Below are 21379 nucleotides of genomic sequence, written 5' to 3'. Positions count from 1 at the left end.
TTAAACGTTAAAATTCCAATTCTTTAACGTTGGAATTGCATTGTATGATGTAAAATCAAAATGAACCGGCACCACAGAAGCAAAACCCTCGTTTAATGCGTATTCATCGGTGTCTTCTCCTTTATCATTAAGCGCAAACTTACCCGTAAGCCAAAAATACCGACGACCGTTTGGATCAATTCGTTCATCAAACTCTTCCTCCCATTTGGCAATGGCCTGACGACAAACTTTTAGCCCTTTTATATCTTTAACGGGAGGAAAATTAACATTTAATAACGTTCCGGCAGGTAATCCATTCGCCAAAATCTGCTTTGCAACATCCAAAACAAATGGCCTTGTAGCTTCAAAATCGGCATCTTGCCTGAAATCTCCTAAAGAAAACCCAACAGAAGGAATGCCTTCAATAGCTCCTTCCATTGCCGCCGACATTGTTCCTGAATAAATTACATTGATAGACGAATTATAACCATGATTAATCCCTGAAACCAATAGATCCGGTTTTTTATGTAACACCTTATTAACTGCCAATTTCACGCAATCAACTGGAGTACCTGAACATTGATACATTTCAACCCCTTCGTAAATATCTACCTTATCTAAACGTAAAGGCTTTGCAATTGTAACGGCATGCCCCATCCCCGATTGAGGACTATCTGGCGCTACAACCACTATATCTCCAAGCTGGCGCATCAATTCAATTAAAACTTTAATCCCAGGTGCGGTTATGCCGTCATCATTGGTAATTAATATAGTAGGGCGTTGTTTGGTCATGTTATTTTTTGCCCCGAAAATAAGGATAATTGATTGGAGAATGGTTGACAAAAAGCAACAACTCTATATTTCTAAAAATGGCCAAAGCCAGTCATTAAAAAATGCCGCAAGGCTCTGTTTTAACAGAACTCAGCCAATGTATTCATTTAGGAAAATGACATTATTCGGTTTATTGAAAGTATTTTTTAAGGAAGGAGTTTGAGTGGGTATAATATGGTGGCCGTAGGTATTGATGTAATTATTTTCTTCTTATAATGTTTATAAGAAGAAAATAATAAGCAAATAAGACAGACTCTTAGTTTAAAAACCTTAATTTCTTTTTGAATTTCGGCCCCGTGTTGAAACGATAGGTGTAAATGATTCGAACGTTCCCGTTATCAATATTTAATTTTCTGGCGTTATCCTTACCCTTCATTCGAATGTTATCATTTAACCAAATGGCATTCAAGGCCCATTTATTGGTGGTGTAACCTCCCGAAACTCTGGTAAAAAAGTTAGGGGTAAATCCATCCTTATAGTTTTTTCCTACATCACTTTCAAAGGTGATCCTTCCATAGTCCATACTTACCGATAACGAACCAGTTACAGAAAAATGCTGCTTTATAACAAGTGTATAGGTATAACCTATGTTGGGACCAAATTCATAAAAACGTACCGTATGGTTTTTTAATTCGCCGGCCGAGCCCGGATTGGAGACCGGAATTATCGTACTATCTCCCTTTACCGTTCCAAAATAAGTTTCTGCTCCCAGTAAAAATGTACCACTTGATTTCTTTTGCCATTCATTTTGTAAAAAGGCTGCACGATAAGAAAAACGCTTATTGTTAAATACGTATTGGTAGGATCCGCCGAAAAACTGTGTTTTGAAACTTGGTTTGACTGAATAAAACTGAGCAAACAAATCGACTATATTTTTTTGAGAATAACTATGTGATTGAAGATTGAAATACTTAGTTCCTTTATCTTTTGAAGAGTTTAAGAACCCAAATCCATATGACAGATTGAAGGTAAACCAACCATAACTTACTCCTGTTCCTAAACTTAACACATTATCGGGTTTATAGGTTAGGTTAGAACCGTCTTCGCTATCTGAAAGCCGAAGCTTGGAATAACGCTGATCAAGGAAACCCCGACTCACCAATTTATCTGTAAACGAAGTATAATAAGTGGTATCGTGTGTATCACCCTGCTTTGATTGGGCATTTAAAAGATTAGCCCAACAAAGAAATAAACAAAGAAAAGAACGGGTTTTCATGTCATTATACTAAAATCCTTATATACAATCTCAACTCCCCAAACTCAATAGAATAACAACTGTTAATTAGTTGAAACCAAGGGACCAAGCTATTTACTTTTCTTTTTGGCTTTTTTTGTACTATCAGCTTTTTCTTCCTTCCGTTTTGCAGCCTCTTTCTCTTGCTTTTTGTAATAACCCCTAAATAAAAAGTTGCTTTTTAAAGCGTTCATATTTTCTTCAAACCCCTTAGTACCCTTCTCAACATTTTTAGCTGTTCCCTCCAGGTTATTAGCAATTTGATTATCATATATCAATCGGCCCAAAGAACCTTTCCCCGCATTTATATGATTGGTAATTTTAGCAAGGTCTGTGGTAATAGCTGTGGCGCTGGCGGTAATGTTTCCTAACTGGTTAATTACCTTATCCATATCCATGGGTTCAGAAGTTGCAATTTTCCCACCCGACTCAATAGGTTGTAGTGAATTCTTACCTGGACTAATAATCACCAATTTATCCCCCATCAAACCTTCAGAACCTATACTGGCAAGTGCATCTTTCTTTATGAACTTTCTCACTCCTTCCTCTATTTGCATATCTACCCGAACCGTACTATCGGTTACCAGCTCTATTTTTTCTACTATTCCCACAAATATTCCCGAAAAGCGCACATTATTCCCAACCTGCAATCCACCAATATTTTTATAATATGCTGATAGATAAAAGGTATCGCTAAATAGTTTCTTTTTCCGCCCGATCAGAAACACCGCAATTATTGCCAAAACCAAGGTGATTAATACAAAAGCACCTAGTTTTATTTTCTTAATGGTGTCCATATATTTTTTAATTAGTACTATTAAAAAAGGATCTTACAAATTCATCTTCTGAATTTTCAAGCTCTTCATAAGAACCTTCCGCTATATATTCACCCTCTTTTAGCACCATTATCCTGTCATTCGTAACCTTAGCACAAGCCATGTCATGGGTAATAATGATCGAAGAGGTATTATATTTCTTCTGAATATCAAGGATCAGCAAACTGATCTCATTGGAAGTAATGGGGTCTAACCCGGTTGTAGGCTCGTCATACAGCATTATTTCCGGTTTCAATATTAAGGTGCGAGCCAAGCCTATTCTTTTTCGCATCCCGCCCGAAAGATCGGACGGCATCTTATCAATAGCATCCAGCAATCCAACCGCCTCCAAAACCTCTTCTATTAATGGGGTTAATTCTTCTTCACTTAATGGTTCATCCTGGCGTTGTAATGGGAATTCAAGGTTTTCTCTAACCGACATCGAATCATATAATGCCGAATTTTGAAACAAGAAACCTATCCGTCTTCGCAATTCAGTTAATTCATCTTCATTTAGGTTAGTAATTTCTTTATTGAAAACCTTCAAGGTCCCTTCGTCTGGGGTTAACAGACCTACTATACACTTAATTAATACCGACTTACCGTGGCCAGATTTCCCCAATACTACCAGGTTCTCCCCTTTCTTCAGTTTTAAATTGATGTCTTTCAGCACTTGCTTATCATCAAATGACTTCTTTAAATGCTCAATTTCCAGAACGTATTCTGATGAAGTAACATTATTTTCAAGGGTTTTACTCCCGGTTTTAATTGCGCTATCCATTTGTTAATACAATAAATTAGTGATTTGAACAACCAACATATCTATTAAGAAAATAGAAATGGAGGCGGTAACAACAGCAGAGTTAGCAGCTACACCAACGCTTTCCGTTCCCTTACTTGAATTATATCCCTTATAACAACCTATAAAACCAATTGCAAATCCAAAAAGAATGCTTTTGATAATGGAAGGAATCAAATCTTTAAATTCAATCGCTGCAAATATTTTGTTAAAAAAAAGCATTGCACTCATCGTGGAGTTTATGTTTACGGCCACCCAGCTTCCGCAAAACGAAATAGCATCTGAGAGTATGACCAAAAGTGGAATTGTAAGTGTAGTGGCTAAAATGCGCGTTACTACTAAATATTTCATTGGGTTTGAACCCGATACTTCCATCGCATCAATCTGTTCTGTTACTTTCATGCTCCCTAACTCGGCACCCATACTCGAGGCAATTTTACCTGCACATAATAATGATGTTATTACAGGACCGATTTCTCTAACAATTGAAATGGAGACCATTCCTGGTAACCACGACTCTGCTCCAAAGTTGGCTAAGGTGGGTTGAGATTGCAATGTCATTACCAAACCCATTATAAATGCTGTTAATGAAATTAGCCCAATGGAACGATAACCCACTTCAAAACATTGCCTGATAAACGCATTCCATTCAAATCCTCTTTTAAATAGATTCTTAAAAAAATCTATAAAAAACTGCAGCATTGATCCTAACTCGATAAGAAAATTTTGAAAGGAAGACGGCAAGTATTCCGCTATCGTTTCAGCAGTGGTTATTTTATTAGTTGAAGGTTGACTCATACATTAATAAAGTCAAATCACATACCAGTACTAAACCCCATTTTTACATAATCAACTCACAATCAATAAAATATGCAGGAAAACTGAGCAATAAATACCCCTGTCAATAATTGAAGGCTTATCAGGATCTAGATGATTAGTTTAGACATCTTCCAGCGGTATGCGTAGTTGAGGTTTAAAAGACTTAAAAAAGGAGGGAGTTAATCCGGTCATCTTTTTAAATTGATTGGAGAGATGGGCGGCACTACTATAATGAAGTTTATAGGCAATTTGCGTTAAGGTCAATTCATTATAAATAATTAATTCTTTGACTCTTTCAATTTTATGCAGCATGATGAACTGCTCAATGGTAATACCTTTTATTTCTGAAAAAATATTTGACATATAGGTATAGTTATATTTCAATTTCTCAGTCAGGTACGCAGAAAAAGTAGATTTGGGCAACTCTTCGGCATAATGGATCATTTCAACAATTATGTTTTTAATTTTTTCAATGAGCATTACTTTTTTATCCTCTATCAATTCTAGTCCCGATTTTAACAACACAGCCTTGAGCAGATTCATTTTTTCATTTGGAAGGCTCTTCAATAGTTGAATCTCCCCTAGGTCAACCTTAGAATAGGAAATATTAAGAATATCCAATTCTTGTTTCACCAACAGTTTGCAACGCAAACTCACCATATTTCTTATTATAAGTTTCATCGAGTAATCCTCTGTCTTAGATTCGCCCAACTATTTCAATACGGTCCAACTACTTTTCAATGATTGAATAGCAGATATAAGGAAACCGGATTAATACAAATTTTAGGTGAACACTAGGTTAAATTTTCTTTAAGTTTTAAAAGCAAGTCCCGGATCGCTAAACTTTTTTTTAGCATTTCATTAAAAATAGTAGCCTCAGGCACAATTAATAAGCATTCTTTACCATTAATATCGATTTCAGCATTTTTTGTCTTGAAGAGAGAAGATAGATCTTCCCTGTTCATTTGATTCGCTGAAGATATTTTCCTGTTAGACTCATTTCCTTTTGAAGTATCCATTATTGAGTTAAGGTTGGTTTATTCATATAGATAGAAAAATGATGCCAGTGCCCATAGCCTGTTTAAACCCATCTAACCAGCTAATAAATCACTGATTTAATAAGATAATGCACATTATCGGGAATGTAGTGCGCATATAAACAACTATTTACTTAACCATGAAGTATTCGAAAAGAATCAAATTAATAACTGCTTCACAAGAACTTTATTAATTTAACAGCGTACTTTCTACGCTATTCTTCTCATTAAACGTAAGTTTATCTACAATTTCTTTCAACCATCAACTGAAAGGTAAATTATTATTTATCAACCAATTATACCTCAAACTACGATTCTAATACAAATCAAAAACGCTATTGATGATTACAAATGTTGTGGCATCATCTTTCCCCTATGTTACGTAATCAATAATATGTGATATGAAAAAAATCATAATAGGTTTTGCGGCTGTAGCAGTTTGCTTGACAATATTTTCCCAGATGAGTTGTAAACCGGCGCAGTCTACCACTAAATCAATCAGTAAAACAGATAGCGTAAGTATGACAGATGCTGAACTATACAATAAAACATATAGTTATCTTATTATAAACGAACAATCAGCAACAAATGCCCTTACTAATTCTACTTCCCAAGAAGTTCAGGCATATTCAAAAGATTTAAAAGCTGATTATGGAACCCTCAGAGAAGAATTCAGAAAATTTGCGAAGCAAAGAAATATCACCCTTAATGAAGATCTAACTACTGAGATGAATAGCATGAATACGGATCTGACAAAATTATCAGGAAGAGACTATGATAAACAATACGCTAAAACTGTAGACGCCACTCAAACAGACCTAAGTAACTCGTTAACAAAGCTTAGCAATGCTTCAGATCCAGAAATTAAAAAATGGGCAACAGAAATCAGTCCTTTGATCAATAGTTACTCTTCAAAAACGAAAGACTTTAGTGATAAAATAAGTCAGATAGAATAAACCAGGTAGGTGTTGGTTTAAATAAAAAGGGATTTACAACAGTAAGTCCCTTTCTTTTTGCAGTACGCAACTGAACAATCACATTAAATAATTCAAAACTCCTCCCCTTGCTCTTCATCTATCAGCGTATAGATCATTTATACGACGATCCCCACGGCTAGAAGATGAAGAAAGATTATACAGGAATGTAAATATCAAACTTAGCCCCTTTACCTAGTTCACTAGAAGCAGTAATGAGGCCACTGTGATTCTCTACAATTTTTTTAACAATGGCAAGTCCAATACCTGTGCCTTCATACTCATCTTTTCCGTGAAGCTTTTGAAAAACCTGAAAGATCTGTTCGGAGAAATGCTGTTCGAAACCTATACCATTATCGATGATGGTAAGGTGACACGCGTTTTTCTGAGCCAAAGGTGAGTGTGCTGCCTTTATCATTTCGCTTTTTATGATTACATGCGGAGGAATCCCGGGAGCGGAAAATTTGAGCGCATTACTAATAAGATTTTGAAACAACTGAACAAACTGAAAAGGAATAATAGTTAATTCACACAATTCCCCCACTTCAATGGTTGCATGTTTTTCTTCAATAAAATCTTTGAATTCATACTTTACTTCCGCAATAATAGTATTGAGATCGGTTAATTCAAATTCTCGCTCAGCTGTACTAATTCTTGAGAAAGTGAGCAAATCCTGAATGAGGGTTCGCATCCGTGCTGCGGCATTTTGTATGCGGTAAAAATAGTCCTTTCCTATATCAGATAGATTTGGATTCTCTTTTTCCAAAATTCTTTGTGTAAAGGTTTGGATCTTGCGAAGCGGTTCCTGTAAATCATGGCTGGATAGATAGGTGAACGCTTCGAGCTCCTTGTTCATTTTTTCAAGGGCACTGTTGGATTGGATCAAATCTTTGGTACGTTTCCTTACAGTGGCTTCCAGATGCATGCTCTTTACTTTCTCTTCAGTTATTTCTTTCTGCTGAAGCTGTTGCTGCAGCTTTTTTATTTCGGTGATATCGAGAATAGAAAGAAGGATTAATTGCTCGTGGTGGGCTTTTTGAGTAATGTGGCCAGCATTAAGTAACATTACTTTTAGGCCGATGGTTTCAAACTCATGCTCCACTTCAAAATCATGGAAATGAGTATCCTTCGAAAGGATTTCTTCAAGCTGTTGGCGTAGCTTTGGAATATCCCATTGCCTGTTTCCTAATTCATACAAAAACACCCCTTCAGTTTCTTCTGGGCGAACAGCAAAAGCTTTATAAAACGATTTGTTGGCCGTCTTTACGCGAAGGTTTTTATCGAGCACAATCATAGATTCATGAATAGTAGCGGCTAATGCTTCCGAATACTCATAGCTCTCATTTAATAATTCATTGCGGGTTTGCAGCTCCTGGTTGGTGGTGGTAAGTTCTTCGTTTGCACTTTCTATTTCTTCTTTTGATGTTTCCAACTCTTCGTTAATAGCTTGTAATTCTTCATTGCTCGAAACCACTTCTTCGTTTGCCGTTTGCAATTCCTGGCTAAATGCCTCCTGTTCCTGAATAAGAATAAGCAGGTCAGCACGGGCTGCAGCCAGTTCTTCTTCCAGTTTTTTAATTCTGCGGTCTTTTACTGAACTACTTTTTGAGTCTTTGCTACTATCAAAAATTGTTTCTGTCTGCTGTTCGGTAAAAAGTATAAGAAGTACCGGTTCATCCCACTCAACTTTAAGCGGCACTACTTCAACGCTGATGCAGCGAATTACCTCATTCATTTTTATTTCAATTCCCGACTTACGTACGCTTTGTTTTGATTTTATGGCTTTTGAAATGGCCGAGCGCAGTTCGAAGGCAATTTCTGGGCGGGTCATTTTCAAAATGTTAAGCGAAGCTTTGCCCGTACTAGGCGAAATGTATAAATCGGTCGTTCCGCGAAATTGTAAAATGTCTAGCTGCTCGTTAATAATTACACTTGCAGGTATAAAACGCGAAAGCAGTACCGTATCAATGGCTTTGTCGAGACTTGCATTGGCAGCCAAATTACCTCTTTGACTTTTCCGTTCGTTGAAATTATAATTGATTTCCAAGGGTGTCTGCTTTGCCAAACGAGAGGTTAAACCTGGTATTGGTCGTACACCTGCATGGTTTCTTCGCGTATAGATTTTATAATTTTTATTGAAAGGGGAAAAAAGCTGAGTAGATTGACCAACCGTTTCTGCTTTACCGAGCATCAGTACCCCGTTTTCGTTTAATGCATAATGAAAGATGGCGATTGTTTTTTTCTGAGCTGCCGTATCTAAATAAATAAGCAGGTTACAGCAGCTGATAAAATCAACACGGGCAAAGGGCGGATCAGCCAAAACATTATGTTGTGCAAATACACACATATCGCGCACTGACTTTGCTACACGAAAACCGTTTGGGGTCTGGGTGTAAAAGCGTTGTAAGCGTTTTGGAGAAACTTCTTCCAATTCGCTTGTCGAATATTCTCCAGTGCGTGCTTTTGCAATTGCTTTTGCGTCAAGGTCGGTAGCAAAAATCTGAATGGGTATGTTAGTGAATTTGCTGCTTTGAATTTCAAGCAGAGTAATGGCAATTGAATAGGCTTCTTCACCCGTAGCACATGCAGCCACCCAAATGCGCAAGGGTTCATCGGGCTTTTTGCTTTTGAGTAACCTTGGCAGCAGCGTAGTTTTTAAATACTGATGCGTTTCGGTGTCGCGAAAAAAAGCCGTGACATTAATAAGTAAATCCTGGTAAAGAATATTAACCTCATCATTTTTTTCTTTGAGCAGTGTTACATATTCATTTAGTGATTTTATTTTGTGAAGAAGCATCCTGCGCAAAATGCGTCTCTTGATAGTAGTCATTTTATACTGACTGAAATCAACCCCTTGCGTTTTGTGCAAGAGATGAAGAATTGTTTTCAGGTCGAGGTTGGCATTGTCAATCTCTGTCTCCCCGTCCAATTTGGGTGAATGCGCTCCTTTATAGTCGTTATTGGGATTTATAAATGAATGTGTGCTAAGTTGTGATATTTCCTGAGCAATTTTTTGGGGAGACAACACAAAATCAACCACGCCGGCGGCAATGGCACTTTTGGGCATACTAGAGAATTTTGCCGTGTCGTCCTGCGCAAACGTTAAACCACCTTCGCGCTTAATCGCCTTCATCCCCCGGGTTCCATCGGTTGCACTGCCTGACAGAATTACTCCTATCACATTTTCATTATGCGTTTCGGCAAGGGAAGCAAATAAAATATCAATAGGAAAATTAACTTTCGGAGTTTCTGGACGGGGTGTGATTTTAATCATGCCGTCCATGATATTCATTTCCTTATCAGGTGGAATAACATATACATTATTGGGGAGCATCAACTCTTTATTTGTTGCTTCCTGCACTTTCATTGAAGTGGTTTTTGCAAGTAGCGAACTGAGCATACTTTTATGGTCGGGACTGAGATGTTGCACATACAAAAAAGCCATACCCGTATCGGGAGGAAGATTTTTTAGTAATTCGCTTACAGCCTCCAATCCTCCTGCCGATGCACCAATGGCAACGATCGGAAAATCAGCTTTAGGCAAATTCAAAGAAAGGGACCCTTTTTTATCAGAAGAAATTTTTCTCATGTTGTTGATTTCAGGTTACTAAGCAAAAAATTTCCTTTTAATGGTGATGAAGTCTTCTCCTGTAAAATAAGTTTAAGGGAATATTCAATTATTTTTATCAATTGCGAAAAGTCAGCAGGCTTACTAATATAGTGCTGTGCTCCTTTTTTGAAAAGCAGCTCGGCAACATGCGCATCATAAGAAGTGGAAAAAATAATTACAGGGATTTGCTTTAAATTTTCATTACCCTTTATCTCTTCTAAACAGCTAAAGCCGTTTTTACGCGGCATATTAAGATCAAGAAAAAGAATGGTTGGAAGTTCCTCTGCTTCATCGATAAGATAGTGCATAAGTTGTTCGCCATTATTCACCACTTTAAGTTCACTAGCCATTGGAATCTCTTGCAATGCTTCTCTGAAAAGAAAACAATCGTCCTTATCATCATCAGCAAGGAGGACCTTAATGATTAAAGTGTCATGCATTATATTGGCAAATAGATTCAAATTTAAGTTAAATTATTGAGTCAGTAAGGAAGCCACTGATTATTGTTCAGCGAACATGGCATTTAATTACACAAAAATCCTTTTATCAGCAATAAGTTACCTATTTAATCCTTCGGCCTATTGCAACTAGCCCATTTTTATTCTGTCTATGGGCCCGCAAAAGCCAATCAGCCTTCGGAGTCATAATTGCATCAGATTAACTGAATAAATAGTAAGATCATGATTAAGAATTTAATAAAATTTACGGTGATAACTTTTCTATGGCAATTTGGATATAAGCTAATTTCAAGGATGCTGTCACAGAAACAAGCAACACAAGAGTCAGCGACTAAAAACAGGAATGATAGATTTTTAAACCATTGAAACGATTTAATGATTCTAAATTCCCTTCTTAAAATTACAAGAGTATAAAAAATACTTTTGTGGTTTTACCCAATATTCTTGTGGGTATACGTATTTGAATGCTGAGGATTTAAGCCTCCGTGAACTATCCTTATAACATCCATCTACCGGAGTGGAAGAATATGGGCTTTATAATTATGCTGCATTATGGAGAATAAGAAAAATTTAGATGGAAATGAGAAAGAAATATTAAGGGACGGCGAGGTATCGGCGACAGTTCCAGTTCAAAAAAACATCGAAACTATCTTGGACTTGGAAAAAGAAACCGTCCAAAGTCGTTCTATTGCTGAGCATTTTGCTGACAGAATCACAACTTTTGCAGGCAGCACTCCATACATCATTCTTCATGCTGTGTGTATGGGAGGATGGATCTTAATAAACTTAGGTATTATTCCAGGCATTGCCCCCTTGGATCCCTTCCCTTTCCGCCTCCTTACATTTGTGGTTTTATTAGAATCAATTTTTCTTACGCTATTAGTTCTAATGAGTCAGAACCGAATGACTAAAGAAGCAGATAAGCGAGCTCACCTTAATTTGCAGATAAACATGCTTAATGAGCAAGAAACAACAATGATTTTAAGAATGGTTCAAAAAATGGTTAGGCACTTCGGCCTGGAAGAAGAAATAGATGGATCTTTGAAAGAATTAACTGAAGAAACTGATGTAAATCGTGTGGCTAAAACTTTCGATGAAAAATCGGCTGAGTAAACCTTATTCTAACAATACTGCACTTCTGTAATCTCCCGATTTTCAGGTAAAACCCAATGACCAATCCACCCCCAATTTATAGCAACATCGTAATCAAGGGGGCGGTTATAAACAGCACTGATCGTTCTTGCTGTATTTGCGTCAGCGCTTTGAAACACCGTAGGACTATAAAACGAAGCGCAATGAATTACTCCATTACGCTTCATTGATGAAAAACACCTTCTATTAGATTACTTTTTACTTTCTTTTTTTGCAGTATCTTTTTTATCATCTGATTTATGGTCAGATTTTGATTTGGTATCTTCTTTTCTATGCGAAACCGATTTACTATCGGCCTGACCTTTTTTCGGATCTTTATTCATATCTCTTTATTTAAAGAAAAAGAGGTGTGTATTTATTTAACAAGCTATTGCGGTATGTTAGCCCTAAGCGTTTAAACATCTTCACTTGTTAAACTAGCTTCACTTCTTTTCCCGGGTGTTAATTTACTTTTTCTGCTGCTTCAATATTTACAGCACTCATGGCTACCTGCGATAATTTTTCATCTGCTGCTTTTTCTTCAACTAAAGTAGCGCCAAGTAATTTTGCTGCAGCTGATAAGCCTAAGGTGCTTGCAAACTGACTAAGAGTACCATATGAGGCTATTTCATAATGCTCAACTTTTTGTCCGGCTGAAATTATTCCTGCATCACACATTGCTCCGGGTTCACAAGATTCCATGATTTCCTGGGCCTCTTTTATCAATCCTTCCATGGCCTCACATTTTTTAGCAACTGCTTTTTTTCCCAATGTCTCAAATACTTGTTCCACGCGGGTAATCTGTCCCTTAGTTTCCTCCAGATGTTTTTCTAACGCCTTTACAAGCTCTGCTGAAGTTGCATTGTTAATCATTTTGGGAATTGCAGTTGTTAGAGCCTTTTCTGCCCAATAAATATCCTTCAATTCATCTTCAAACAATTGCATAAGCTGAGAAGATTTCATTCCTCTATTTGCGGTTCTCTTTGCATTAGCAGTTTGAGAATTACCGTTTGTTGTATTTTGCATAATGTTCTCCTTAATTTTTACTCTGAGGATCGAATCCTTGACGATTTGATTTGTCTTGGTTTTGTACTTCTTGACTTTCTTCTATTTCATCCTCACTCTTATCGTTTGATTGTTCATCAAATGGCTGATCAGTTTGATCATCATCTTTTCGTTCTTCGTCCTGTTGCGGTTTGTTAGAATGAAACTTATCTCCGTTAGGATCTGTTGGATGCTCTCTCTGACTTTGGTCCTTACGATCTTCGTTTGGAAGTTGACCTCTTTCACGGGAATCACCCGATTTAGGTTGCTCTTGGGTTGAATTTCCTTGAGCTCTTTGCTGTTGTAGAGTCTCCTCTGTGCTTTTTTGATTCGACTGACGGCCAGTATCCTGGCTATTTTGGTCATTTTGATTGGTGCTCATCTTTGAGTGTAAATTTAGATAGTGAACCAATTTTCACTACTCCAAAGATGATGGTTCTCAATCCGCTTATGTTACACTATTACATTTAAATCTTACATTATTTACAGATTTAAGAAATTGTTAAACAGGCCAAACTGCAATCAAGCCCATCCCCCTTGCTACTCCGTATTGAGTTCCATTATTTATTGGAGAGATACTCCTTATAGCAAATTCCCAAACCCCGTTGAAGTACGGTTAATTTGAATGTTGAAAAAATAAAAAAGGGCCCGGAGGGCCCAATATAAAACCAAGAGTAAATTTAATTTAGATATAAAAGGTGTTCTATTCACCCTAAACGCTTCTACCCCTGATAAAGTTTAATAAAACAGCAACAATGGCAAGCACCAGTAAAATATGAATAAGATTACCGGCCGAGTAAACAAAAAATCCTAAAATCCAGCCTATTACCAAAATAACGGCAATTAAATACAATAAACTGCTCATAGTATTATGTTTTAAAATTAAACCATATTTTATATGACACCTTGAAATAATAATGCCAAGAGCCATTAATGCTTTTAGGCGGCTTATTTAAACTTTTTGCAATGAATCCCACTTTAAAGCTCAAAATACTGTAGAAAACATTCTACAATTCTGCAATAAAAAAGGAGCCTATGGCTCCTTCAATATTTTAAGCAATTACACCTGCCTTAATCTCATCTACTATTGCAGGGTCTAATAATGTTGAGGTATCCCCAACGTTTGCCAGATCTCCTTCAGCTACTTTACGCAAAATGCGACGCATAATTTTACCTGAGCGCGTTTTAGGCAATCCGCTTACAAACTGAATTTTATCCGGTTTTGCAATCGGCCCTATAATCCTTGAAACAGTCATTAAAATATCTTGCTTCATTAAATTAGCATCCGACGGAGTTTTCTCAGTTATTACATAAGCATAGATACCCTGACCTTTAATATCATGAGGATATCCAACTACAGCCGATTCAACCACACCGGTATGCATATTAATTGCGTTCTCAACCTCAGCAGTGCCAATACGGTGACCCGAAACATTGATCACATCGTCAACCCTTCCGGTAATTCTATAATATCCATCGTCGTCACGTAAACAACCATCCCCAGTAAAATACATATTCTTATAGGTAGAGAAATAGGTTTTACGGCAGCGCTCATGATCGCCATAAGTGGTACGGATCATTCCTGGCCAAGGAAACTTAATACAAAGATTTCCTGATACGCCATTTCCTTCGATTTCTTGCCCTTTCTCGTCAATTAAGCAAGGCTGAATGCCTGGCAATGGCAACGTTGCATAACCCGGTTTTGTTGGCGTAATACCCGCAATCGGAGAAATCATAATACCTCCTGTTTCGGTTTGCCACCAGGTATCAACAATCGGGCAGTTACCTTTACCTATATGATCATGGAACCAATGCCATGCTTCTTCGTTAATTGGCTCTCCTACCGAACCTAATTTTGTCAGCGAAGAAAGGTCTTTTTTCTCAACATGCTTTAACCCTGACGCCATTAATGAACGAATCGCTGTTGGTGCAGTATATAAAGTAGTAACACGATGCTTTTGCACAATATCCCAGAAACGTCCCGGATCAGGCCAGGTTGGTATCCCTTCGAACATTACTGAGGTTGCTCCAGTTAATAGAGGCCCGTAAACAATATAGGAGTGACCGGTGATCCATCCGATATCTGCCGTACAGAAAAATATTTCAGGTTGTGAATATTGAAACACATTTTCAAAGGTGTATTGGGCAAATACCATGTATCCACCGCAGGTGTGCAATACGCCTTTGGGTTTGCCGGTAGAACCCGAAGTATATAATACGAATAAAGTATCTTCTGAGTCCATTGGCTCAGCCGGACAATCAGCCCCAACAGTTGCCAGTTCTTCATCCCACCAGTAATCGCGGCCACGCTGCATGTAAGCAGGCGTTTTAATTTTAGTATAAACGATCACCTTTTTTACCGTTGGACAAAGCTCAAGAGCATCATCCATTACTGATTTAAGCGGAATCTCTTTATTTCCACGCACACCGCCATCGGCAGTTATTACCAATGAAGCTTGTGCATCTTGGATACGATCGGCAATTGAATGTGCAGAAAAACCACCAAACACTACCGAGTGGATGGCTCCAATACGCGCGCAGGCTAATACAGCAATAGCCAGTTCGGGTATCATTGGCATATATATGCATACACGATCACCTTTTCTAGCACCATGCTTTTTTAACACGTTGGCAAAACGGCAAACTTTCTCGTATAATTCGCGGTACGTATATTTTATGGTTTGATCATTCGGGTTGTTAGGCTCCCAAATATAGGCCACTGTATTTCCGTTTTTCTCTAAATGACGATCAAGGCAATTCTCGGTGATATTGAGCTTACCTCCTGTAAACCATTTCACATTCGGTTCTGTGAAATTCCAATCCAAAACCTTATCCCATTTTTGTTGCCAGCGAAAAGTGCCCGCAATATCAGCCCAAAAACCTTCCGGATCATCAACACTTTTTTTGTATACCTGTTGGTACTCTTCGAACGAACTAATTTTAAAACTACTCATAAATCGTAAACCTGGTTGAAAATTTAATAATAATTACAATGATGGGCTGTAACTATATAAAATCATGCACTAATATATTTATCAAATATTAAAAACGAAACCTATATTGAATTAATCTGTTAAGAACAGAGTTCTTTATTTGATTTCTTATCCACTAAGTACATTTAAAAATATTTTAAAAACAAATTATTTTAAACTTAAGGTCTGCTGCTCATAACTGGATTGAAAAAAGAAAGAATTTTCATTTAACAATTATCATTTAATCCTTTAATATTTAATCCTAAAGTTAGTCAAACCTTATTATTAATGATTGATTTTAGCACTCACAAATCTGCTGCCTAACTTACACTTTGCTTAACTATTGCTTCTGATTCAAATTTGATTATAGTATATGGTTGACTATTAAGCAGAAGATCACTATCTTTGCGACCTTAAATAAAGGGACTCAGATTTATATGAATCAACAAATGGAAATCAATGAATAATTGAAATTCGTTTTGTTGTTATCATAAATATTTCTGATATTTGCGTCCCATTTAATAAAAGACTAATAATTAGCATATTAATACTTTAGAGCAATGTCGAGAGTTTGTGATTTAACCGGAAAGAGCGCCATGAAAGGTCACAACGTTTCTAATTCAAACGTTAAAACCAAGCGCAAATTCTATCCTAACCTACAATTAAAGAAGTTTTATATTCCTGAAGAAGATCGTTGGATCACTTTGAAAGTATCAACTTCTGCATTGAAAACCATCAACAAGAATGGTATTTCATCATGCATTCAGAAATTTCTGAAAAAAGGTTACATATAAGATTTTAAAAAAATTTAGGCGATGGCTAAAAAAGGAAACAGAGTACAGGTTATTCTTGAGTGCACCGAGCACAAAGAAAGTGGTATGCCTGGTACTTCAAGATATATTACCACCAAGAACAAGAAAAATACAACTGAGCGTTTAGAGTTGAAAAAATTCAACAATGTATTACGCCGTGTAACTGTTCACAAAGAGATTAAGTAATTCAGTTTAATGTTTTAAGGTTTTTGTTGAGATAACAATCCACCTGACAACAAATTACTAGTAAAAATTTAAGAAAATGGCTAAGAAAGTAGTTGCAACACTTAAAACCGGTACAGGTAAAGAATACTCTAAAGTAATTACCACCGTTCGTTCACCAAAAACCGGTGCATACAGCTTTAAAGAAGTGGTAGTACACAACGACCACGTTAAAGATGTAATCGCTAACGCTAAATAATATAGCTTAAAGTATTATATGGAGCTTCTTTCTGTAGAAAGAAGCTTTTTTAGTTTCTATAGGATATCGTCCTGATCACTTAATCAATAATCTGCAGGCTTTATTCTATCTTTGCGATAATTTTGAGGTCAACATCAACACATGACCTCAGACCTCAAAAACATATATAAAAAATGGGATTATTCGATTTTTTTAAACGCTCCAAACCTGAAGAAGTAAAAGCTGAGCAAGAGGCATTAGATAAGGGACTTGAAAAAACTAAGCAAAACGTTTTTTCTAAATTAACCAAAATGATTGCCGGCAAATCAACTGTTGATGATGATGTGCTGGATGAGTTGGAAGAAATCCTTGTTACTTCAGATGTTGGCGTTTCTACTACCCTAAAAATAATTGAACGTATTGAGGAGCGCGTTTCGAAAGATAAATACCTTGGCACAACTGAGCTCAACTCAATATTAAGGGAAGAAATCACGGAATTACTGGAAGAAAACAACTCTTCTGATTTTGATAAACTTAATGTTGATGAGAAAGTTCGCCCATACGTTATTATGGTGGTGGGTGTTAATGGTGTGGGTAAAACTACTACCATTGGCAAACTTGCTCATAAATTTAAGCAAGCCGGCAAAAAAGTAGTATTGGGTGCTGGTGATACATTCCGCGCTGCGGCAGTTGACCAACTTCATATTTGGGGTGAGCGTGTGGGTGTGCGTGTTGTATCGCAACAAATGGGTTCAGATCCAGCTTCAGTGGCTTATGATACACTTCAGTCGGCTATAGCCCATGGTGAAGAGATTGCCATTATTGATACAGCAGGTCGTTTGCATAATAAAGTCGGTTTAATGAATGAGCTTACCAAGATCAAGAATGTGATGAAGAAGGTGGTACCAGATGCCCCACATGAGATCTTATTGGTACTCGATGCATCAACCGGGCAAAATGCCATTGAGCAATGCAAGCAATTTACCCAGGCAACTGATGTAAATGCCCTAGCTTTAACAAAACTCGACGGAACGGCAAAAGGAGGAGTGGTAATTGGTATTTCAGATCAGTTTAAAATTCCTGTAAAATATATTGGTGTAGGCGAAGGAATCAACGACTTACAACTATTTAATAAAGTAGAGTTCGTGAATTCGCTATTTAAGAATTAATAATTACGAGTTACGAGTTACGAGTTGGTCAGATGTAGATTGGTTAACCCGTAACCCGCAACTCGGGACCCGTAATTATTCTAATGAGAACAAAAGGATTAAAACCAGCAGAAGCTAAAGCTCAACCGAAAGTAAACGTAATTACTTTGGGTTGTTCAAAAAATATTGTGGATTCGGAAGTATTGATGGGCCAGCTGAAAGGCAACAGCTTTAATGTGGTTCATGAATCCGAGAAAGTAGGGAAAGATGATATTGTGATCATTAACACTTGTGGCTTTATTGATAATGCGAAGCAAGAATCAATTGACACCATTCTTCAATACAGCGAACTGAAAGAAAAAGGCAAAGTTGGGAAAGTAATTGTTACCGGCTGTCTTTCAGAACGTTACAAACCTGAATTGCAAGCAGAGATCACAAACGTTGATGCCTTTTACGGCACCAATGACCTGAAGCAAATGCTCAGCAATTTAGGAGCAGATTATAAGCATGAGCTCATTGGTGAGCGCTTGTTAACCACACCTAAGCACTTCGCATTCTTTAAAATTGCAGAAGGCTGTAATCGCCCCTGTTCTTTTTGTGCTATTCCGTTAATGCGCGGCATGCACGCTTCTAAACCAATTGATGAGCTGGTGAAAGAAGCTAAGGTATTGGCCAAAAACGGCACTAAAGAATTAGTTCTTATTGCACAAGACCTTACCTATTATGGTTTAGATCTATATAATGAACGTAAGCTTGCCGATTTACTTCGTAACCTTTCTGATGTTAACGGTATTGAATGGATCCGTTTGCAATATGCTTACCCGTCACAATTCCCGATGGATATTTTAGACGTGATGAATGAGCGTGAGAATATTTGTAATTACCTCGACATGCCGCTTCAGCATATTACCGACAATATGCTCAAGTCAATGCGTCGTGGTATTTCAAAGCGCCGTACAGTTGAACTGGTTGACCAAATTCGTCAGCGTGTTCCTGATATTGCTTTGCGTACTACCTTAATTTCAGGTTATCCAGGCGAAACCCAGGAAGACCATGATGAATTGTTAGCTTTTGTTGAGCAAACCCGTTTCGACCGCTTAGGTGTTTTCACCTATTCTCACGAAGAAAAAACACATGCTTATACGTTGGAAGATGACGTTCCGGAAGAAGTAAAACAAGAACGCCTGGAAGAGATCATGGATCTGCAGCAAGGCATTTCTTATGAAAAGAACCAGGAAAAGCTAGGCAAGACCTATAAAGTTTTAATCGACAAAAAAGAAGGTGATTACTTCGTAGGCCGAACAGAATACGATTCTCCGGAAGTTGACAATGAGGTATTAATTGATGCTCGTGAACATTATGTTACCGTTGGCGACTTTTGTAAAGTTAAAATCGATCGGGCAGAAGACTTCGATCTTTACGGAACCCCTTTAAAATAATTTCTAGAGAAGCCGATGAAACACCATTCATCGGCTTTCTATTTAAATATCATATTCTTAAGCATATTGTTAATGCCATAACAATGTGACGCATACTGCGTAGCTAATGCAACAAGAATATTGGAAAAATAAAGCTCGCTGAACAACAAGTATTTAGTATTTTCGGCCAATCCTTATAAAATTTGAGTAAACAAATTAACAGTTTTACTGTTGGGAACTTTGTTTACACAATTAACACGAACAACTGACCAATGGATTGTACCCTTGTAAATTACTCTTCTACAGGTTTCTTCTCAAAAAACCTTACTGATTACCTTAGCAATGCCAGCAAACTCAATAATTTTTATACCTATCAACCTAAACTCGAATCATTTAAGCAAATAATTGCCGATAAATCAGCTGAAAATATTAACCGAACGGTATTGGTTGAAGTACTTAAAGATCAATATGATTCAATAGGAAATGGTCCTTGGGATGAAGCCATTGAGGCTTTGCTCCTCCCTACTACGTTTACCGTTACTACCGGCCACCAGTTATGCCTGGGAACAGGTCCGCTGTACTTCATCTATAAAATTATTACCACGATCAACCTTGCTAAAAAGGTTGAACAGGCTAATCCTGGCAATAGGATTATCCCGGTGTATTGGATGGCCACAGAAGATCATGATTTCGAAGAGATCAATCATTTTAATTTATTCGGAAAGAAAGTATGCTGGGAGCTGGAAGCGAAAGGTGCCACTGGAAGGTTATCAACGGAATCTATCGAGCCTCTGCTTCAGGAGTTAAAATCGATCTTAGGCGAATCTGAACAGGCGAAAGAATTAGCCACTTTATTTGAATCGGCTTATATCCATGAAAAAAATCTGGCTGATGCCACTCGTGTTTTTGTGAACGAGTTATTCGGTAAATATGGGTTGCTGATCATCGATGCGGACGACACTAGATTGAAAAAGCAATTTTCGCCGATCATTAAACAAGATATTATTGATCAGCATAGCTATCAACTGGTTAATAAAACGGTGGAAGCACTCGAAAAAATTGACAACCATATTCAGGTTAAGTCTCGTGAGATCAATTTCTTCTATTTAGATGATCAATTGCGGGAACGCATTGTGTTCGAAAACAATTGCTACAGGGTTCTTAATACAAACATCGGTTTCTCAAAAGAGGAACTTGAAAAAGAGATCGACCAACATCCGGAGAAATTTAGTCCGAATGTGATTATGCGCCCTTTATACCAGGAGTGCATTTTACCCAACCTTGCCTATATTGGAGGAGGTGCCGAAGTAAGCTATTGGATGGAGTTAAAATCTACTTTCAGCCATTATCAATTAAATTTCCCAATGCTTGTTTTGAGGAATTCGGCATTAATAGTTGATGAAGCTTCGAAAAAACGCTTGCAGCAACTAAGCCTCGAAACCAAAAACCTGTTTACTGAAACCAATAAACTCATTGACATTTTTGTTAAGCAACAAAGTTCGAATGAATTGAATTTAGATGCCGAGATTCAAAAATTTGAAAAAGCGTTTATTCAGGTTGCCATGAAAGCGCAAAATATCGACCCAACATTAGCAGGAAGTGTAGAAGCGGAAAAAACCAAGTTCTTCAACTCCTTAAAAGGTCTGGAAAGTAAACTAGCTAAAGCCGAAAAGAAAAAGTTTGAACAACAAACATCTCAAATTGTTAAAGTAAAAGAAAAGCTTTTCCCGAACGGATCATTACAGGAACGTGTTGAAAACTTCATGCCTCAATACCTTAAATTCGGCAACGGATTTATTGATATGTTAGCCGATAATTTTGATCCTCTTGATTTCAGATTTATAATTTTTGAATAGCGGAGAACAGGCTATCGACGGTCGGAATCAGAGAAATGGCAA

23 protein-coding genes are annotated in these 21379 nt (G+C 37.3%); 8 read left to right on the top strand and 15 right to left on the bottom strand.

Annotated elements, in window-relative coordinates:
* From surE to C3K47_RS09435, 7 genes are all read right to left on the bottom strand, one after another.
* Nucleotides 1-771, bottom strand: coding sequence for a 5'/3'-nucleotidase SurE (gene surE, locus C3K47_RS09470; protein ID WP_103788896.1), 771 nt, complete (start codon nt 769-771; stop codon nt 1-3).
* A gap of 295 nt (nt 772-1066) precedes the next feature.
* Complete coding sequence (locus tag C3K47_RS09460) at nt 1067-2026, bottom strand: DUF4421 family protein (RefSeq protein WP_103788894.1); 960 nt, start codon at nt 2024-2026, stop codon at nt 1067-1069.
* Between the two features lie 89 nt (nt 2027-2115).
* On the bottom strand, nt 2116-2841 hold the full coding sequence (locus C3K47_RS09455) for an MlaD family protein (protein WP_103788893.1): 726 nt from the start codon (nt 2839-2841) through the stop codon (nt 2116-2118).
* A 7-nt stretch (nt 2842-2848) separates the two neighbouring features.
* The gene (locus C3K47_RS09450; RefSeq protein WP_103788892.1) at nt 2849-3640 is read right to left on the bottom strand and encodes an ABC transporter ATP-binding protein; all 792 of its coding nucleotides are present in this window, start codon (nt 3638-3640) and stop codon (nt 2849-2851) included.
* Between the two features lie 3 nt (nt 3641-3643).
* Nucleotides 3644-4456: an MlaE family ABC transporter permease gene (locus C3K47_RS09445; RefSeq protein ID WP_103788891.1), complete on the bottom strand. Its 813-nt coding sequence runs from the start codon at nt 4454-4456 to the stop codon at nt 3644-3646.
* 141 nt (nt 4457-4597) lie between these two features.
* Complete coding sequence (locus C3K47_RS09440; protein WP_103788890.1) at nt 4598-5158, bottom strand: helix-turn-helix domain-containing protein; 561 nt, start codon at nt 5156-5158, stop codon at nt 4598-4600.
* Between the two features lie 113 nt (nt 5159-5271).
* A complete protein-coding gene (locus tag C3K47_RS09435) occupies nt 5272-5496 on the bottom strand; it encodes a hypothetical protein (RefSeq protein WP_103788889.1) in 225 nt (74 codons plus the stop codon).
* A 419-nt stretch (nt 5497-5915) separates the two neighbouring features.
* Here C3K47_RS09435 and C3K47_RS09430 point away from each other — a divergent pair, with 419 nt between their 5' ends.
* Complete coding sequence (locus C3K47_RS09430) at nt 5916-6470, top strand: DUF4142 domain-containing protein (RefSeq protein ID WP_103788888.1); 555 nt, start codon at nt 5916-5918, stop codon at nt 6468-6470.
* 175 nt (nt 6471-6645) lie between these two features.
* Here C3K47_RS09430 and C3K47_RS09425 read toward each other — a convergent pair whose 3' ends face one another.
* Nucleotides 6646-10077, bottom strand: coding sequence for a chemotaxis protein CheB (locus C3K47_RS09425; RefSeq protein WP_103788887.1), 3432 nt, complete (start codon nt 10075-10077; stop codon nt 6646-6648).
* Nucleotides 10074-10538 (bottom strand): response regulator, encoded by a 465-nt coding sequence (locus C3K47_RS09420; RefSeq protein ID WP_103788886.1) that lies wholly within the window; start codon nt 10536-10538, stop codon nt 10074-10076. The genes C3K47_RS09425 and C3K47_RS09420 overlap by 4 nt, the downstream gene beginning before the upstream one ends.
* Nucleotides 10539-11108: 570 nt before the next feature.
* Here C3K47_RS09420 and C3K47_RS09415 point away from each other — a divergent pair.
* Nucleotides 11109-11669, top strand: a complete 561-nt coding sequence (locus C3K47_RS09415; RefSeq protein WP_103788885.1) for a DUF1003 domain-containing protein — start codon at nt 11109-11111, stop codon at nt 11667-11669.
* 8 nt (nt 11670-11677) lie between these two features.
* On the opposite strand, the gene C3K47_RS09410 is transcribed toward C3K47_RS09415, so the two are convergent.
* From C3K47_RS09410 to acs, 6 genes are all read right to left on the bottom strand, one after another.
* A complete protein-coding gene (locus tag C3K47_RS09410) occupies nt 11678-11875 on the bottom strand; it encodes a hypothetical protein (RefSeq protein ID WP_103788884.1) in 198 nt (65 codons plus the stop codon).
* Nucleotides 11876-11899: 24 nt separating this feature from the next.
* The gene (locus tag C3K47_RS19800; RefSeq protein ID WP_262508181.1) at nt 11900-12031 is read right to left on the bottom strand and encodes a hypothetical protein; all 132 of its coding nucleotides are present in this window, start codon (nt 12029-12031) and stop codon (nt 11900-11902) included.
* Nucleotides 12032-12149: 118 nt separating this feature from the next.
* Complete coding sequence (locus tag C3K47_RS09405; protein ID WP_103788883.1) at nt 12150-12713, bottom strand: YciE/YciF ferroxidase family protein; 564 nt, start codon at nt 12711-12713, stop codon at nt 12150-12152.
* Between the two features lie 10 nt (nt 12714-12723).
* The gene (locus tag C3K47_RS09400) at nt 12724-13143 is read right to left on the bottom strand and encodes a hypothetical protein (protein WP_133159359.1); all 420 of its coding nucleotides are present in this window, start codon (nt 13141-13143) and stop codon (nt 12724-12726) included.
* Between the two features lie 300 nt (nt 13144-13443).
* Nucleotides 13444-13596 carry a lmo0937 family membrane protein gene (locus tag C3K47_RS09395; RefSeq protein WP_103789094.1) on the bottom strand — a complete coding sequence of 51 codons (153 nt, stop codon included), beginning with the start codon at nt 13594-13596 and terminating at the stop codon, nt 13444-13446.
* Between the two features lie 187 nt (nt 13597-13783).
* Nucleotides 13784-15685 (bottom strand): acetate--CoA ligase, encoded by a 1902-nt coding sequence (gene acs / locus C3K47_RS09390; RefSeq protein ID WP_103788881.1) that lies wholly within the window; start codon nt 15683-15685, stop codon nt 13784-13786.
* Nucleotides 15686-16263: 578 nt separating this feature from the next.
* On the opposite strand from acs, the gene rpmB reads away from it, so the two are divergent.
* The 6 genes from rpmB (at nt 16264) to bshC (ending at nt 21337) form a co-directional block, all read left to right on the top strand.
* Nucleotides 16264-16497, top strand: a complete 234-nt coding sequence (gene rpmB / locus C3K47_RS09385) for a 50S ribosomal protein L28 (RefSeq protein WP_103788880.1) — start codon at nt 16264-16266, stop codon at nt 16495-16497.
* Between the two features lie 21 nt (nt 16498-16518).
* The gene (gene rpmG, locus C3K47_RS09380) at nt 16519-16701 is read left to right on the top strand and encodes a 50S ribosomal protein L33 (RefSeq protein ID WP_103788879.1); all 183 of its coding nucleotides are present in this window, start codon (nt 16519-16521) and stop codon (nt 16699-16701) included.
* A 76-nt stretch (nt 16702-16777) separates the two neighbouring features.
* The gene (locus C3K47_RS09375; RefSeq protein ID WP_103788878.1) at nt 16778-16936 is read left to right on the top strand and encodes a DUF4295 domain-containing protein; all 159 of its coding nucleotides are present in this window, start codon (nt 16778-16780) and stop codon (nt 16934-16936) included.
* Between the two features lie 173 nt (nt 16937-17109).
* The gene (gene ftsY / locus C3K47_RS09370; protein ID WP_103788877.1) at nt 17110-18084 is read left to right on the top strand and encodes a signal recognition particle-docking protein FtsY; all 975 of its coding nucleotides are present in this window, start codon (nt 17110-17112) and stop codon (nt 18082-18084) included.
* An 83-nt stretch (nt 18085-18167) separates the two neighbouring features.
* A complete protein-coding gene (rimO, locus tag C3K47_RS09365) occupies nt 18168-19502 on the top strand; it encodes a 30S ribosomal protein S12 methylthiotransferase RimO (protein ID WP_103788876.1) in 1335 nt (444 codons plus the stop codon).
* Nucleotides 19503-19753: 251 nt separating this feature from the next.
* Nucleotides 19754-21337 carry a bacillithiol biosynthesis cysteine-adding enzyme BshC gene (bshC, locus tag C3K47_RS09360; RefSeq protein ID WP_103788875.1) on the top strand — a complete coding sequence of 528 codons (1584 nt, stop codon included), beginning with the start codon at nt 19754-19756 and terminating at the stop codon, nt 21335-21337.
* Nucleotides 21338-21379 lie beyond the last annotated feature (42 nt).

The sequence above is a fragment of the Solitalea longa genome, assembly GCF_002920915.1.
Taxonomy (GTDB): domain Bacteria; phylum Bacteroidota; class Bacteroidia; order Sphingobacteriales; family Sphingobacteriaceae; genus Solitalea; species Solitalea longa.
Note: the sequence above shows the minus strand (reverse complement) of the source record. Positions and strands in the feature narration are given on the sequence as shown.

What these genes read in the sequence shown, in the direction of transcription:
- rpmG (WP_103788879.1), top strand. Translation starts at nt 16,519, where the DNA reads ATGGCTAAAAAAGGAAACAGAGTACAGGTTATTCTTGAGTGCACCGAG.
- C3K47_RS09375 (WP_103788878.1), top strand. Translation starts at nt 16,778, where the DNA reads ATGGCTAAGAAAGTAGTTGCAACACTTAAAACCGGTACAGGTAAAGAA.
- rimO (WP_103788876.1), top strand. Translation starts at nt 18,168, where the DNA reads ATGAGAACAAAAGGATTAAAACCAGCAGAAGCTAAAGCTCAACCGAAA.
- C3K47_RS09420 (WP_103788886.1), bottom strand. Translation starts at nt 10,538, where the DNA reads ATGCATGACACTTTAATCATTAAGGTCCTCCTTGCTGATGATGATAAG.
- ftsY (WP_103788877.1), top strand. Translation starts at nt 17,110, where the DNA reads ATGGGATTATTCGATTTTTTTAAACGCTCCAAACCTGAAGAAGTAAAA.
- C3K47_RS09425 (WP_103788887.1), bottom strand. Translation starts at nt 10,077, where the DNA reads ATGAGAAAAATTTCTTCTGATAAAAAAGGGTCCCTTTCTTTGAATTTG.
- bshC (WP_103788875.1), top strand. Translation starts at nt 19,754, where the DNA reads ATGGATTGTACCCTTGTAAATTACTCTTCTACAGGTTTCTTCTCAAAA.
- C3K47_RS09410 (WP_103788884.1), bottom strand. Translation starts at nt 11,875, where the DNA reads ATGAAGCGTAATGGAGTAATTCATTGCGCTTCGTTTTATAGTCCTACG.
- rpmB (WP_103788880.1), top strand. Translation starts at nt 16,264, where the DNA reads ATGTCGAGAGTTTGTGATTTAACCGGAAAGAGCGCCATGAAAGGTCAC.
- C3K47_RS09405 (WP_103788883.1), bottom strand. Translation starts at nt 12,713, where the DNA reads ATGCAAAATACAACAAACGGTAATTCTCAAACTGCTAATGCAAAGAGA.
- C3K47_RS09435 (WP_103788889.1), bottom strand. Translation starts at nt 5,496, where the DNA reads ATGGATACTTCAAAAGGAAATGAGTCTAACAGGAAAATATCTTCAGCG.
- surE (WP_103788896.1), bottom strand. Translation starts at nt 771, where the DNA reads ATGACCAAACAACGCCCTACTATATTAATTACCAATGATGACGGCATA.
- C3K47_RS09395 (WP_103789094.1), bottom strand. Translation starts at nt 13,596, where the DNA reads ATGAGCAGTTTATTGTATTTAATTGCCGTTATTTTGGTAATAGGCTGG.
- acs (WP_103788881.1), bottom strand. Translation starts at nt 15,685, where the DNA reads ATGAGTAGTTTTAAAATTAGTTCGTTCGAAGAGTACCAACAGGTATAC.
- C3K47_RS19800 (WP_262508181.1), bottom strand. Translation starts at nt 12,031, where the DNA reads ATGAATAAAGATCCGAAAAAAGGTCAGGCCGATAGTAAATCGGTTTCG.
- C3K47_RS09460 (WP_103788894.1), bottom strand. Translation starts at nt 2,026, where the DNA reads ATGAAAACCCGTTCTTTTCTTTGTTTATTTCTTTGTTGGGCTAATCTT.
- C3K47_RS09450 (WP_103788892.1), bottom strand. Translation starts at nt 3,640, where the DNA reads ATGGATAGCGCAATTAAAACCGGGAGTAAAACCCTTGAAAATAATGTT.
- C3K47_RS09455 (WP_103788893.1), bottom strand. Translation starts at nt 2,841, where the DNA reads ATGGACACCATTAAGAAAATAAAACTAGGTGCTTTTGTATTAATCACC.
- C3K47_RS09430 (WP_103788888.1), top strand. Translation starts at nt 5,916, where the DNA reads ATGAAAAAAATCATAATAGGTTTTGCGGCTGTAGCAGTTTGCTTGACA.
- C3K47_RS09440 (WP_103788890.1), bottom strand. Translation starts at nt 5,158, where the DNA reads ATGAAACTTATAATAAGAAATATGGTGAGTTTGCGTTGCAAACTGTTG.
- C3K47_RS09415 (WP_103788885.1), top strand. Translation starts at nt 11,109, where the DNA reads ATGGAGAATAAGAAAAATTTAGATGGAAATGAGAAAGAAATATTAAGG.
- C3K47_RS09445 (WP_103788891.1), bottom strand. Translation starts at nt 4,456, where the DNA reads ATGAGTCAACCTTCAACTAATAAAATAACCACTGCTGAAACGATAGCG.